Annotated in this window: 13 protein-coding genes and 3 pseudogenes; 5 read left to right on the forward strand and 11 right to left on the reverse strand. The window is 65.1% G+C overall.

Annotated features, from left to right (window positions below):
- Positions 1–50: 50 nt before the first annotated feature.
- The 4 genes and pseudogenes from ABD301_RS33425 to ABD301_RS33440 all read right to left on the reverse strand — a co-directional run.
- Positions 51–1,595 (reverse strand): beta-N-acetylhexosaminidase, encoded by a 1,545-nt coding sequence (locus tag ABD301_RS33425; RefSeq protein ID WP_344314216.1) that lies wholly within the window; start codon positions 1,593–1,595, stop codon positions 51–53.
- Positions 1,596–1,695: 100 nt separating this feature from the next.
- Positions 1,696–2,517 carry a maleylpyruvate isomerase family mycothiol-dependent enzyme gene (locus tag ABD301_RS33430; RefSeq protein WP_344314217.1) on the reverse strand — a complete coding sequence of 274 codons (822 nt, stop codon included), beginning with the start codon at positions 2,515–2,517 and terminating at the stop codon, positions 1,696–1,698.
- Between the two features lie 37 nt (positions 2,518–2,554).
- Positions 2,555–3,053 (reverse strand): annotated as a pseudogene (locus ABD301_RS33435) (isochorismatase family protein).
- A gap of 23 nt (positions 3,054–3,076) precedes the next feature.
- Positions 3,077–3,181, reverse strand: a pseudogene (locus tag ABD301_RS33440) (SDR family oxidoreductase); the annotation flags it as partial.
- Positions 3,182–3,312: 131 nt separating this feature from the next.
- Between ABD301_RS33440 and ABD301_RS42625 the strand changes: the two are divergent.
- Both ABD301_RS42625 and ABD301_RS33445 read left to right on the forward strand, forming a co-directional pair.
- Positions 3,313–3,507: pseudogene (locus tag ABD301_RS42625) on the forward strand (condensation domain-containing protein); the annotation flags it as partial.
- Between the two features lie 91 nt (positions 3,508–3,598).
- Positions 3,599–3,997: a hypothetical protein gene (locus tag ABD301_RS33445; protein ID WP_344314218.1), complete on the forward strand. Its 399-nt coding sequence runs from the start codon at positions 3,599–3,601 to the stop codon at positions 3,995–3,997.
- Between the two features lie 4 nt (positions 3,998–4,001).
- Here ABD301_RS33445 and ABD301_RS33450 read toward each other — a convergent pair whose 3' ends face one another.
- Entirely contained in the window at positions 4,002–4,403 is a 402-nt protein-coding gene (locus ABD301_RS33450) for a PIN domain-containing protein (RefSeq protein WP_163572426.1), read from the reverse strand.
- On the reverse strand, positions 4,400–4,663 hold the full coding sequence (locus ABD301_RS33455) for a hypothetical protein (protein ID WP_344314219.1): 264 nt from the start codon (positions 4,661–4,663) through the stop codon (positions 4,400–4,402). Before ABD301_RS33455 ends, ABD301_RS33450 begins: the two co-directional genes overlap by 4 nt.
- A 127-nt stretch (positions 4,664–4,790) precedes the next feature.
- Here ABD301_RS33455 and ABD301_RS33460 point away from each other — a divergent pair, with 127 nt between their 5' ends.
- The 3 genes from ABD301_RS33460 to ABD301_RS33470 all read left to right on the forward strand — a co-directional run bounded on the left by ABD301_RS33460 (position 4,791) and on the right by ABD301_RS33470 (position 7,922).
- The gene (locus ABD301_RS33460) at positions 4,791–5,312 is read left to right on the forward strand and encodes a DinB family protein (protein ID WP_163572427.1); all 522 of its coding nucleotides are present in this window, start codon (positions 4,791–4,793) and stop codon (positions 5,310–5,312) included.
- An 85-nt stretch (positions 5,313–5,397) separates the two neighbouring features.
- Complete coding sequence (locus ABD301_RS33465; protein WP_344314220.1) at positions 5,398–7,035, forward strand: N-6 DNA methylase; 1,638 nt, start codon at positions 5,398–5,400, stop codon at positions 7,033–7,035.
- Complete coding sequence (locus ABD301_RS33470) at positions 7,035–7,922, forward strand: hypothetical protein (protein ID WP_344314221.1); 888 nt, start codon at positions 7,035–7,037, stop codon at positions 7,920–7,922. Before ABD301_RS33465 ends, ABD301_RS33470 begins: the two co-directional genes overlap by 1 nt.
- Here the strand turns inward: ABD301_RS33470 and thrS are convergent.
- The 5 genes from thrS to iolD all read right to left on the reverse strand — a co-directional run bounded on the left by thrS (position 7,899) and on the right by iolD (position 14,019).
- Positions 7,899–9,161, reverse strand: a complete 1,263-nt coding sequence (thrS, locus tag ABD301_RS33475) for a threonine--tRNA ligase (RefSeq protein WP_344314222.1) — start codon at positions 9,159–9,161, stop codon at positions 7,899–7,901. The genes ABD301_RS33470 and thrS overlap by 24 nt on opposite strands.
- A gap of 150 nt (positions 9,162–9,311) precedes the next feature.
- Complete coding sequence (locus ABD301_RS33480) at positions 9,312–10,079, reverse strand: ATP-binding cassette domain-containing protein (protein ID WP_344314292.1); 768 nt, start codon at positions 10,077–10,079, stop codon at positions 9,312–9,314.
- A 2-nt stretch (positions 10,080–10,081) separates the two neighbouring features.
- A complete protein-coding gene (locus tag ABD301_RS33485; protein WP_344314223.1) occupies positions 10,082–11,128 on the reverse strand; it encodes an ABC transporter permease in 1,047 nt (348 codons plus the stop codon).
- Positions 11,128–12,123, reverse strand: coding sequence for a substrate-binding domain-containing protein (locus tag ABD301_RS33490; RefSeq protein WP_344314224.1), 996 nt, complete (start codon positions 12,121–12,123; stop codon positions 11,128–11,130). The genes ABD301_RS33485 and ABD301_RS33490 overlap by 1 nt, the downstream gene beginning before the upstream one ends.
- A 21-nt stretch (positions 12,124–12,144) precedes the next feature.
- Complete coding sequence (gene iolD / locus ABD301_RS33495; RefSeq protein ID WP_344314225.1) at positions 12,145–14,019, reverse strand: 3D-(3,5/4)-trihydroxycyclohexane-1,2-dione acylhydrolase (decyclizing); 1,875 nt, start codon at positions 14,017–14,019, stop codon at positions 12,145–12,147.

Below are 14,019 nucleotides of genomic sequence, written 5' to 3' on the forward strand. Positions count from 1 at the left end.
CGTCGGATTCGCGCCCAGAGTGCCGGAAATGCGCGGCCCCGTCAACGCTGTCACCGCTGATCGAGCTTCCGATAGTGGACACCGAGAACGTCCAGTCGGTCGAGGTGACTGGCCAGCCGCGGGGAGAAATCCGCCGGGTCGCTGCCCCACGCGACCTCCGCGAACGCGCAGGTACGCGGGAATGCCATGTATTCCAGGTGTGCGGAGTCCGGGATGTATTCGGTCCACAGCTGGCACTGCGTCCCCAGCACCCGGTCGACCCGCTCGGCCAGCGCGATCGGCACCGGTTCGTACGCGCGGACGCTCTCCAACGTGGTAAGGCCGCCGATCGCCACCGGCTCGCCGGCCGAATCCGCCTGGTAGTAGTCGAAATAGACCCGCTGCGACGGAGTCATGACCACCTCGTGACCGAGGTGCGCGGCGGTGATTCCGCCCTCCTCGCTGCGCCAGGACATGACCACCGCTCCGTCGGCCAGGCCACCCTCGATAATCTCGTCCCAGCCGATCATCCGGCGACCGTTGTCCGCCAGGAAAGCGGCCAACTGCCGAATAAACCACGACTGCAGTTCGTCCTCATTGGACAGTCCGCGCTCGGATATCAGCTGCTGCGCGCGTTGGGAAGCGCGCCATTCGCTCTTCGGGCACTCGTCTCCGCCGATGTGGACGAACTCGCTGTCGAAAACGTCCAACACCTCGGCCAGAATGTCCGTACAGAACTGAACGGTCCGCTCCTCCGGATTCAACACCTCGTCATGGATGCCCCAGGTGGTGGCGACTTCGACCGGACGGGACGGAAAATTGCCCAGCTCCGGGTAGGCGGCGATGGCCGCCCGCATGTGCCCGGGCATGTCAATCTCCGGCACCACCGTGATGCCGCGATCGCGCGCGTACGCGACGAGGGACCGCAACTCGTCCTGCGTGTAGAAACCACCGTGCCGCACGCCGTCGAACTTCTGCTCGTCGTAATGCCCCACCATCGATTCCCGCCGCCACGCACCGACCTCGGTGAGTCGGGGATAGCGCCGGCTTTCCCAGCGCCAGCCCTGATCGTCGGTGAGGTGCAAATGCAGGACGTTCAACTTGTGCAGAGCGGCCAGGTCCACAAAGCGGTGAAGCTGATCCAGCGGCAGGAACCACCGGGCGACATCGAGCATGATGCCCCGCCACCGGAATCGCGGCACATCCACGATATCCACGCACGGCACGTCCCATTTGACGCCGTTCTGCTGCTCAGCGGCGAAAACTTCGACCGGCAACAGCTGCCGAAGGGTCTGCGCGGCCCACCGCAGGCCCGTGCTGGTCGCGGCCACCGCGGCGATCCGGTCCGGCTCGACGGCCAGCTGGTAGCCCTCAGAACCGAGATCTTCCCGGCTCGGATCCACCCGCAATGCCACCACGTTCGGTCCGGGAGCCGACGCCGGCGGGAGGCCATATCCAGTGACCGGACCAAGCAGCGTGCGTACGAGATCGGCGACCGGACCGGCGGCCTCGTCGGCGAAAATCCCGGTGTCCACGGTCACCGAAAACGCACCGTCTGACCGGCTCATCCGGTCGGGCGCTGGGACGATCACGGGCGTCGGCATGGCGTCGACCATCGAGCGGGCTCCTCAGCGATATCCGGTTCTGGATCCATTCTGCCCGTCCGATCGTACGGACCGACGCCCGAAGTGCTCATCGGTGGCCGATTCCGGACCGTCACACGATGATCGAGACCATTTTCAGCATCGTCTCAGCGACGGCCCGCTCGCCTTCGGTGACAATTTTTGCCCGTACCACCTCGACGGACGCGTTCTTTGTGCACAGTCGCCAGAATGTGTCCGGGTCGGTCCGTACGGCGGTGATCGGATCGCCCACCGCGCCTGGGCGCAACGCCCACTTGTTGTTCGTACGCACGCAGGACCAGACCCGGCCGCCGACCTCGTACGTCACCGGGCCGTTAGTGGTCACCTCCCGAAGCGTGTACGGCAGCGCTCGCATGAAGATGTCGACCACCGGATCCACCAACACCCGATCGTCGAGCGCTGACAGGCCCACCGCTTCCCGGAGCTGCTGGTGGTGGACCCAGTATTCGGTGTAGTCGCGGCCCATATCCAGCCACATCGGCGCTGGATCAGGTCCGGCCCACGAAACCGCGATGCTCGGCGCGAACAGGTCAACACCGGCCCAGAAATCACATACCTGCGCCGAGGCGTCCGCGAGGATGTCGACCAACACTGGCGCGGAAAGCGTTCGTGTCGCGGTCACCCATTCGTCGTTGAGCCGGTGGATGAAAGCCGGAAAGGCTTCGCCATCGGCCGGCCCGGCCGTACGATGTCCGTCCCGGCTCGCGGAAAGTCGGTGCAGGTGATCACCCAGCAGGTGCCCGGCGAGATCCTTCACGTCCCACCCGGCGCAAGCGGTCGGCAGTTTCCACTGCTCGCTTGTCAAGCCGCGCAGCAACTCCAACAGTTGGCGCTGTTCCAGCGGAAACAGGTCATGGACATCGATCGGTGGACCGAGTGGGTTGTCTTGCGGCATGCCGCTAGTTTGCCCGATTCAGCGGGTACGGTCCACCTCAGTTGGCCCGTACGGCGGCCAGCTCGGCGAGTTTTCCGAGCAGTTGGTGGGCGGACAACACCATGCCGCAGCGGCCGGCGACCCAGCGCAACGCATCCCGGTGCTCGTGCTCACTGAAGTCGGCGACCCCGTCAGACACCAGGAAAGTCTGAATGTCACGCATAAACGCGTCGCAGGCCGTTGTCATCACGCCAATGTGTGCGTAAATTCCGGTGATCACCAGCTGATCCCGACCCAGGTCCGCCATCAACTCGGCCAGGTTGGTCTGCTGAAAGGCGCTGTATCGCCATTTGGTCAAGACCGTGTCGTACGGCTCAGGGCCCGGTTGGTTGTCCCGTCGGCGAAAACGGTGCGAGGAAATAGTTCTGCATGTCGTGAATCAACAGCACGGCCCGATCGGCTCTCGGCCGCCAGTCGACCCGGTTCGGCGGCAGCGTGTCCTCGGCCGGCATCGAGTACGGCGCGATGGCCGGAATTGCCTTGCCCTGCGGTGACATCGTGCTCTCCTCAACGGCGGTGATCAGCAGCGCGGGGTGGCGCCGCCGTCGACATAAAGGTCCTGAAGGGTGATGCGCCGATCCCGGTCCGACGCGAGAAACAACACGGCTTCGGCTATGTCGCCGGGATCGGCGAACCGACTCGATCCGCATCATGACCCTTTCCGAACGCTGGCAAGCCGCCGGCGCTGACATCGGTCTCATGGAGCTGGCGAAAATCCGACCCTTCGGCAGTGGTGGAAGCTGGTCGGCGGTGCCGATGGGTGAAGGTGACCGACTACCACTTTCGGTCGCACAGTTTGGACTCTGGTACGGCCAGCTGTCCGATCCGACGAACCCCACCTACAACTGCGCGCATTACGTCCACATCGAGGGACGGCTCGACGAGCGACTCTTCGAGGCCGCCGTGCGGCTGGCGATCGCCGAAGCCGACTCGCTGAATGTCGACTTCGTCACCGAAGCCGGAAAGGTGAGCGACGGGCTGACAATTGTCATTTTCGGCCAGCCGCGAAAAGGCGGTTTGATGCCTTCGCTAGAATGCCGGCGTGAGCTCACCCTATCGTCGCCGCTCCAGCACCGGCCTCATTATCGCCATTGTCTGCGGAGCGCTCGCGGTCCTGCTGTGCTGCGGCGGCGGCCTGCTCGTCGCCGTCTATTTCAACGCGACCAACGCGAACAAGACGACAGTGCTCTACACCGCCACTGGATCAGGTCCCATCCACGGCACGTACATCGAAGCCAACGGCTCGGTCACGAGCTATTCAGGTAGCACCGCCTGGACCAGGACCATCAGCGCGTCCACGACCCTGGTGACAGTGACGGTGACCAACCTCGACCCGAGCAACACGACCCCGGTCACCTGCAGCATCCTGGTCAACGGCAGCAAGGTCAGCGACCAGACCGGCCCAGCCGCCTACTGCACCGCCACTCTTCACAAGAGCTAACCCGTCAAATGACTATAAGGTGCAGCTGACTCGCGACATCGCCAGCTTCGGCGAGCTTGTGCAAATCTCCCGGGTCGCTCGTGACCACCACCGAGCCACGCGACAACGCGGTGACGACAACTATCGCATCGACGGCATCGGCGGTTCCTGATCGGCCGAGCAAAACGCCAGCCGCCTTCGCGGTCTCCTCATCGGTTGGTTCGATGTGGCAGCCGGCGATTGCGCGCGCCAGATTCGCCTGCCGAGCTCCGCCTCGCCAAGCCTGAGTCAGCACCGGGGAGGGCACCACGGGGATCAGGCCGGCGGCCAAAAATCTCATATGCAGTACGCGAAAACGGTCGACGCCGCGCTCGGCGGCCAGCAGCGCACCAGCGTCGTAGACGACTGGGAGTGGAGGACGCCTCAACTCGCGGCCCGGTAGGGCGGTCGCAGCTCTGACTCGAGTCGCACGAACTGCTCGTCTGCCCAGGCTTCAGCATCTGGCGAGGGCGGCCCCTCCACGTCTTCCCACTCTTGCAGCGCAGCGAGTCCATCCTGAATTTTGACTTCATGTTCAGTCACTCGCGCCAGCCAAGTCGAAAAAGGCAGGCCGGCAAGACGTGCGAGTTCCGTCGCCCGATCAATCAACTCTTCAGGAAGAGTGACCGTGACCTTCTTCGTAACCATGACCGCACCATACCATGGTATGGCGCCACGAGAGGCACGTGAGAGTTCCTGGACCTGATCCGCTGAGCTGAAGCGGGATTCAGGACGGTAGGTGTCCGCGATTGGTCGTACGGTGGCCGCTATGGACATCGACTGGACCACGCAGCTCGCCGACCAACTGGACTGGCATTGGACCAACCAGGCCCGGCCCCGGCTGGACGGACTCACCGACGACGAGTATTTCTGGGAGCCGGTGCCTGACTGTTGGAGCGTACGCGTCAAAAGCGACTCGAAGACGACCATCGACTTCGCTTACCCACCACCGAATCCGGCGCCTGTCACGACCATCGCGTGGCGGCTGGCGCACGTCATCATCGGCGTGTTCACGATGCGCAACGCCAGCCATTTCGGCGGCCCGCCCGCTGACTACGACACGTACGACTACGCAAGCACCGCAGACCAGGCGCTTAAGCAGCTTGATGGTGCGTACGAGAGATGGATCGCGGGCGTACGCAGCCTGGACGCGGCGGCTCTCGCGCTGCCGTGTGGACCCGCAGAGGGGCCGTACGCAGACCTGCCGATGGGCGCGCTGGTCCTGCACATCAACCGGGAGGCGATCCACCACTTCGCCGAGATCGCGCTGCTGCGTGACCTCTACCTGCGCCGCTGAGTGTCGCACCCGCGTGCGAGAGTGATCGCCGTGCGTGGCGCTGGGCGAGCCAGGGCCGCCGGTGGGCGAGGATAAGGGCGTGGGCATGACCGCGATCGACCCGAGCGCAGCGCGCAAGGCGAGGGGGGCTTTCTTCACCCCGCCGGAGCTGTGTCGGTACGTCGTGGATTGGGCGCTGCGCGGTCCTTCCGACGTGTTGCTGGAGCCGTCCTGCGGCGAGGCGGCTTTCCTGGTGGCGGCGGCCCGTCGGCTGGCTGAGCTGGGCGGTCGGGCGGATGAGCGGCAGTTGCATGGCGTCGAGATGCACGCTGCCAGCGCGTCCGGCGCCCGGACCAGGCTGGCCAGCGCGGCCGCGGCCGCGAAGATCCGGGTCGCCGACTTCTTCACCCTCGACCCGACGCCACGCTATGACGCGGTGGTCGGCAACCCGCCGTACGTGCGCTATCAGGACTTCACCGGCCAGGCACGGGTACGGTCACAGGCCGCCGCTTTGCGAGCTGGCGTGTCACTGAGCGGATTGGCCTCCTCCTGGGCCGCTTTTACCGTGCACGCGGCGCTTTTCCTCAAACCCGGCGGCCGGCTCGGCCTGGTGCTGCCGGCCGAGTTGCTGAGCGTCAACTACGCCGCCGGGGTTCGGCGGTTTCTGATGACCCGCTTCAAAAGTGTCCGGCTGGTGCTGTTCACCGAGCGAGTTTTCCCAGGGGTGATGGAAGAAGTCGTGCTGCTGCTGGCGGACGGTTTCGACCGCGGCCCGACCGGTCACTGCGAGCTTTTTCAGGCGACCAATCTCAGCGACCTGCACAGCGCGGTCGGCCGCCGCTGGGTGCCGCCCACGCCCGGGCACAAATGGACCGCGTCGCTGTTGCCGGACACCGCGCAGGCCGCCGTTGCGGCGATCACCGGTTTCACCGAGCTGGAGACGTGGGGCGACACCACGCTCGGCATGGTCACCGGCAACAACCGCTATTTCGCGCTCTCCCCAGAAGAAATCGCCGAGAAGGAACTACCGCCGGACGAGCTGATTCCGCTGTCGCCGCCGGGTTCGCGGCACCTGCGCGGACTCGCGTTCACGTCGGCGGCGTGGCGCGACCTCGGCGCGCAGGGCCGCGCCACCCATCTCTTCCGGCCGCCCGGCGACCCGTCCGAACCGGCCCGGCTCTACATAAAAGCTGGCGAACAGGTCGGCATCGACAATGCTTATAAGTGCCGCGTTCGTACGCCCTGGTGGCGCGTCCCGCTGGTGCCGCCGGCACATCTGCTCCTGACGTATATGAATGCCGACACTCCGCGGCTGTGCGCCAACCGAGCCAGGGTGCACCACCTCAACTCCGTGCATGGCCTCTATTTGCGTTCTGGGTACGTGAAAACCGGTCTCGACCTGCTGCCGGTCGCGGCTCTCAACGCGATGACATTACTCGGCGCCGAGGTCGTCGGCCGGGCGTATGGTGGCGGGATGCTCAAGCTGGAGCCAAAAGAGGCCGACAAACTGCCGGTGCCGGCGAAAGATCTGTTGCTGGCGGCCAGAGACGAGCTGCTCGCGCTACAACCGCGAGTCGCCGAAGCATTGCGTACGGGTTCGGTCACCGATGCGGCCGCGCTGGTCGACGAGGTGCTGCTGGTCCGCCATCTTGGGTTGCGCCGCAAAGACCTCACCGCGCTGCGAAGCGCGCATGCCGACCTACACGGCCGCCGGGTGGCGCGCGGCGCTGGAGCGCGGATGTGATGGCCAGCAAGGAAGACGTCTTCGACTCCTTCGAGAAGGAAATCCGGGTGCGGCCGCCGCTGGACCCGTGGGCGCCGGACGCCGACCCACCGCGCTATGTCGCCGACTATGATCTTTTGGCTACCCTGCTGGCCATTCCGGTAAGGGACGGCAGCGGTTCGGAGTCCGGCCGGCTGGCCAAGGCGATCGACGCCTGGACCGCGTACGAGCTGCGCCGTGCCGGCTTCCCACCGGACGAGGTATGGCCGCGGCTTACCAAGCCGCGGGTGCTCCCCCGCGAGGTTGGCATCTTCATTGACCGGCTGCCCCGCTCGCTGCAGCCGGCCGCCCGCGATCACTTGCTGCGCAACAAAACAGTGGCGCCCTCGGACGCGCGGGTGCTCGGCCGCGCGTACGTGAAACAGGTCGACGTGCTGATCTCACAGTGGGCTCGCGGACCGGAGCTGCTGGTTTCCACCAAGTCGATGGTGTCGTCCTTCCGTAACAACCTGCCCAACCGGTTCGAAGAGTCGTACGGAGACGCCAAAAACCTGCGCGGCCGCTATCCGATGGCCGCGATGGGCTTCCTTTTCGTCCTCCGGTCCACGGTGCTCGACGAGCCCGGGACTTTCGAGAAGGCACTGGACATGCTGCGCAAACTCCGGGTCGAGTCCGACGTGTACGACGCGACCTCGATCGTGCTGGCCGAATGGGACGACGCCGATTTCGACGGCGTCACCATCCGTACCGACGCGGTGCCTGCGGACCTGAGCGCGGACCGGTTCATCGCGACCCTGATCGAGGCCGTGCTGGACCGTACGCCCATCGAGATGCACGTCGAGGTCCGCGGCCGCCGCGAGCACCGCCAACTCCCTGTCGAGGAATCAGACTTCTTCCTCCTGGACTAGAAGGTGACTCCGAGCATCGACCTGGGCGCCGATCAGCGACAGGACTTCGTTGACTGGCAACGCATCCAGCCGACGACCATCCCGCAGCCGCAGAGCGATCGAATCGCTGGTCGCTTCCCTGGCACCGATGACGGCTTGGTACGGCACGTGGCGGGCGGCTCGTACGCGCGCGCCCAGGCTCCCCTCCACCACGACCTCGGCACGCAGCCCGCGGTCGAGGCACTGGCGTACGAACGCGTTGGCTGGCGCGACTTCGGCGTCGGACAACGGGAAAACCGCCACCTGGACCGGCGCCAGCCAGGCCGGGAAGGCGCCGCCATGCACCTCGATGAGATGCGCGACGGCCCTTTCCAGGCTGCCGATGATGCTGCGATGAACCATTACCGGCCGTTTTTTGGTCGCGTCCGAGTCAATGTAGTGCAGGTCGAACTGTTCGGGCTGGTGGAAGTCGACCTGTACGGTGGAAAGGGTCGACTCACGGCCCAAGCTGTCCGCGATCTGGATGTCGATTTTCGGCCCGTAGAAGGCCGCTTCTCCCTCCGCCGACTCGTAGTCCACCCCGGATTTGTCCAGCACCTCGATGAGCAGCTCGGTGGCCCGGCGCCACGCCTGGGGATCGCCAAGATACTTCTTTCCAGGCCCAGGAAGCGATAGCTGGTAGCGGACTGGCACGATGCCGAGAGCGTCGTACGCCCGCAGGATCAGGTCCAGCGCCGCGCCAGCCTCCTGGGCGACCTGTTCCACGGTGCAGAAAATGTGGGCGTCATTGAGTTGAATCGCCCGTACGCGGGTCAATCCACCGAGCACTCCGGACAATTCCGCCCGGTACATGCCACCCAACTCGGCTATCCGCAGTGGCAGCTCCCGATAGCTGTGCGAGCGAGAACGGTAGATTAGCGCGTGGTGCGGGCAAAGGCTCGGCCGCAGCACGACCTGTTCACCACCGAGATCCATCGGCGGGAACATGTCCTCCTGATAATGCGACCAGTGCCCGGAAATCTCGTAGAGCTCCCGTTTTCCCAGCACTGGCGAGTAAACATGCTGGTAGCCGGCCCGGCGCTCGGATTCCCGGACATATTCCTCCAGGGTGTGCCGTACGATCGCGCCGGCCGGCAGCCAATACGGCAGGCCAGCGCCCATCAGTGGATCGGTGTCGAAAATGCCCAGCTCACGGCCGAGCTTGCGGTGGTCATACATGCTGGTCTCCTCGCGGATGTGAGGCGAGCCACCAGACAGCAAAAAGCCCGGGGCACTCGCCCCGGGCTTTTAGACAAATATCAGCGCGCCGGGACAATGTCCGGCGTCGTCGTCATCGCTGCGCGCTTCATGGCGCACACTCTAGCACGGTGGTGATCGTCCTTCCAGCGGTTTGTCCCGCGAGCCGACCGGTCAGCGGGAAAGCTCGTGTTCCAGCGCCTCCAACTCGCTGCCGCCGGACATCTGGTGGGTGAGCTCGGGCAGCGTGATCTCGTCGCGGGTGGCGTTCATCGCGAGACCGCCACGGTTGAGAATGATGAACCGGTCTCCGACCAGATACGCGTGGTGCGGGTTGTGGCTGATGAAGATCACCCCGATGCCGGCGGCCCGGGCCGCCGCGATGTATTTCAGCACGACACCGGACTGTTTGACACCGAGCGCGGCCGTCGGCTCATCCAGGATGAGGATCTTGGCGCCGAAATGAATCGCACGGGCGATCGCCACGCATTGGCTCTGGCCACCGGACAACGTCCCGATCGGCTGGTCCACGTCAGCCAGATTGATGCCCATCTTGCTGAGCTCGACATCGGCCGTACGACGCATCGCCGGAATATCCAGGCGCCGGAACGGACCCGCGCCCTTGGTGATTTCCGAGCCCAGGAAGAAGTTTCGCCAGACCGGCATCAGTGGCACCAGTGCCAGATCCTGGTAGACCGTGGCGATGCCGAGCGCCAGCGCCTCCCGAGGCGACGAGAATCGTACAGCTGAGCCGGAAACCTGATAGCTTCCCGAGTCCGGCGGGATCAGTCCGGAGACGATCTTGATCAGGGTGGACTTGCCGGCGCCGTTGTCGCCAAGGATGCAGGTCACCTCGCCCTGCGAGACCTCCAGGGAAATCCCGTCCAACGCGGTGACGTTGCCATAGCGCTTCCCGATATCCGTCAGTTTCACCGTGGGCAGGGTCACTGTTTCACCGCCCGCCGCCGGACCCAGATATTCACCAGGGTCGCCAACAAAAGCGTCGCTCCGAGGAAGAACTTGAACCAGTCCGGGTTCCACCCGGCGTAGACAATTCCCTGTGTCGTCATCCCGAAAATCAACGCGCCAATCGCCGAGCCCACCGCGGAGCCGAAGCCGCCGGTGAGCAGGCAACCACCAATGACCGCGGCGGCGATGTAGAGCAGCTCGTTGCCGACGCCAAGACCGGCCTGAATGGTGTTGAATGCGAAGAGCAGATGCATTCCGGTGAACCAGCCGGTGAAACCGACCGCCATGAACAGGCCGATTTTCGTACGCTTAACCGGAACGCCGACCGCAAGGGCGCTTTCCTGCTTGCCGCCCACCGCGAAAATCCAGTTTCCCTGGCGCGTACGCAACAGGATCCACGTTGCCACCGCGACGAAGATGATCCACCAGAGCACCGCGATGCTGACCGTGCCATCGCCGCCTATCGGGATCTCGGCGGCGAAAACCGCGCGGGCGCCGTCGAATCCGGCCATGTCGGAGATGTTGTTGCTGGCCACTCCACCGGACAACAGCTTGGTGACGGCGAGGTTGAGACCCTGCAACATCAGGAAAGTCGCGAGCGTGATCAGGAAGCTCGGCAGTTTGGTTCGTACCACCAGATAGCCGTTCAGCAACCCGATGCCCAGCGCCAGCACCAGCGAGAACCCGACACCAACCCAGACGTTGGTGTTGAACTGGTAGTTGAACATCGCGGCGGCCAGTGCCGCAGTAGTCACCGAAACGCCGGCGGACAGGTCGTACTCGCCGCCAATCATCAACAATGCGACTGGTACGGCCATCAACCCGATCGTCGCGCTCTGGTAGAGCACCGTCGCCATCGAGTCGATATTACGGAAAGTCGGTGCCAGCGCGAAGAAGAACACGAAGACCACGACCGCGCCGAGCAGCGAGCCGACCTCCGGCCGGCTGAGGAACCGGCGCAGCAACGAGCTCTTCGCCGGTCCCACCGCCGCAGGCGCGTCTTTTACCAGCGCGTGACTCATCAGCGGGTGCCACCGGCGGCGAACTGCGAGACCTGGTCGACGTTGCTCTTGTCGACGAAGGTCGGGCCGGTCAGCACAGCCTGCCCGCCGCCAGTCACATTTCCGTTGACCTTGTAGAGCCACAGCGCGTCGACCGCCAGATATCCCTGCAGATATGGCTGCTGATCAACGCAGAACTGGATGCTGCCGGCCTTGATCGCGGCGATCAGGTCCTTGTTCAGGTCGAAAGTGGCGATCTTCGCCGAACTGCCGGCGTTCTTGGCCGCGGTCACCGCGGTGGTGGCGAACTGCGCGCCGAGCGTCACCACGTAGTCGATGCTCTTGTCCTGCTGCAGTTTCGCGGTGATGGTGCTCTGCACCGACGGCAGGTCGGCGCCATTGACGTACAAATTCTCTGTGGTGCCAGTGAAAGTCTTCTTCAGGCCAGCGCAACGGTCTTCCAGTTGGACTTGTCCCTGGGCGTGTATGACGCACAGCACATGTTTGGCCGACAGCCCCGCCAGCTTCGTCCCGAAGGCCTCGCCGGCGATCGACTCGTCCTGCCCGAAATACTCCATCATCCCGAACTTCTTCCAGTCCGAGATGCCGGCGTTCAGTCCCACCACTGGGATTTTCGCCGAGACAGCTTTGCCCACCACCGCCTGCATCGCGTTGGGAGTGGCGAGCGTGACCGCGATGCCGTCGACCTTCTGGTCGATCGCGTTCTGCACCAGGGTGGCTTGGTTCGGCGCGCTCGCGTCCGAGGAATAGAGCAGCGTGACGTTGTCCTTGGCGGCCGCGGCTTGGGCGCCTTTGCGCACCACGTCCCAGAAAGTGTCGCCGGCCGCCGCGTGGGTGATGAAGGCGATCTTCAGCGGTGGGGTGTTCGCCTTCCCCGCTCCGACGCCGCCGGCCGGCTGGTTCGCCTGCGCTCCCCCAGTGCTGCTGCAGCCAGCCGCCGCGAGCACGGCGAACGCAGCCACCGCCGCGATCCTGATAAGACGTGACCTTTTCATTTGTGGACCTCTCCTGGGGGGTCAGAGGTAGCGGCGCTGTGCGCGCCTTTCCCGCTGGTACGACGCCCGCGCCTCGCGGGTGCTGTCCAATGTGGACGTCTCGGCCACCGGCACGTCCCACCAGGCGGAGGACTCCGGCCCGGCGGCCCGCGGATCGGTTTCGACGTGGACGACGGTCGTCACGTCCGACGCTTTGGCTTTTTCCAGCGCCGCGCCCAAGTCGCCGATCGACGACGCCCGGATCACCTGCGCGCCGAGGCTGGCCGCGTTCGCGGCCAGGTCCACCGGCAGTTGGTCCCCGTCCAGCAGCCCGGTTTTCGGGTTGCGGTAACGATAGCTGGTGCCAAAACGCTGGGAGCCGACCGACTCCGACAGCGCGCCAATCGACGCGAAGCCGTGGTTCTGCACCAGGACGATGATCAGCTTGATGCCCTCGGCGACCGCGGTGACGATCTCCTGGCTCATCATCAAGTACGAGCCGTCGCCGACCAGCACGAAGACCTCGCGGTCCGGCGCGGCCATCTTCACGCCCAACCCGCCGGCGATTTCGTAGCCCATGCAGGAATAGCCGTACTCGACGTGATATTGCTTCGGATCCGTTTGCCGCCAGAGTTTGTGCAGGTCGCCGGGCATGCTGCCGGCCGCGTTAATCACCACGTCCCGCTCACCGGCGGCTTGGTTGACAGCCCCGATAACCGCGGCCTGGGTAGCATCGCCGCGATAGAGCTCGTCCACGGATCGTTGCCACCGCTGCGAGAGTTCGACGGCCCGTTGTGCGTACGCAGGCTCAACACTCCAGTCCGGCAGCGCGGCTCGCACCTCCGCGAGGGTTTCCCGGGCATCGCCGGTGACCATCAGCCCAGACTGTTTGGCCGCGTCGAAGGCACAGATGTTGACGTTCACGAAAGAAACGTCAGGATGACCGAAAACCGAGTTCGACGCGGTGGTGAAATCGCTGTAGCGGGTGCCGATGCCAATCACCAGGTCAGCCTCGGCAGCGAGCGCGTTGGCCGCTGGCGTGCCGGTCGCGCCAATGGCCCCCAGAGCGCTCGGATGGTCCCAGCGCAGGGATCCCTTGCCTGCCTGGGTTTCGCCGACCGGGATGCCAGTCGCCTCGACGAAAGCGGCCAACTCCTGGGTCGCTCCAGAATAGATCACCCCGCCACCAGCGACGATGATCGGCTGCCGCGAAGTGCGGATCTTTTCCACCGTACGCGCGAGAACCGATCGATCCGGCCGGGGCCGGGCCACCGTCCACACTCGACGGCGGAAGAACTCCACCGGCCAGTCGTACGCCTCGACCTGCACATCTTCGGGCAGCGCGAGGGTGGCGGCACCGGCCTCGGCCGGATCGGTCAACACCCGGACGGCCCCCAGCGCCGCCGGGATGAGCTGTTCGGGTCGGTGGATCCGGTCGAAGAAACGGCTGACCGGCCGGAAAGCGTCATTCGCGGTCACATCGTACGAGCGCGGGTCCTCCAGCTCCTGCAACACCGGATTCGCCACTCTGGTCGCGAAAGTGTCGCTGGGCAACAACAGCACCGGTATCCGGTTGATGGTCGCGAGCGCGGCGCCGGTGACCATGTTGGTGGCACCTGGACCAACCGAGGTCGTACAAACCAAGGTGGACAGCCGGTCGCGCATGCGCGCGTAACCGACCGCTGCATGCACCATCGCCTGCTCATTGCGGGCCAGATAGTACGGAAGTTTCTCGGTGTCGCCAGCAAGTTGGTGTTCCAGCAGCGCCTGCCCGATGCCGGCCACGTTGCCGTGGCCGAAGATTCCGAAACATCCGCCGAAAAGTCGCTGCTCGACGCCGTCCCGCTCGGTCCACTGCCGGCTGAGGAACCGGATCAGCGCCTGCCCGGTGGTCAACCGGATGGTCGCCGAGCTCAT

The sequence above is a fragment of the Fodinicola feengrottensis genome (genome assembly GCF_039530045.1).
Lineage (GTDB): Bacteria > Actinomycetota > Actinomycetes > Mycobacteriales > HKI-0501 > Fodinicola > Fodinicola feengrottensis.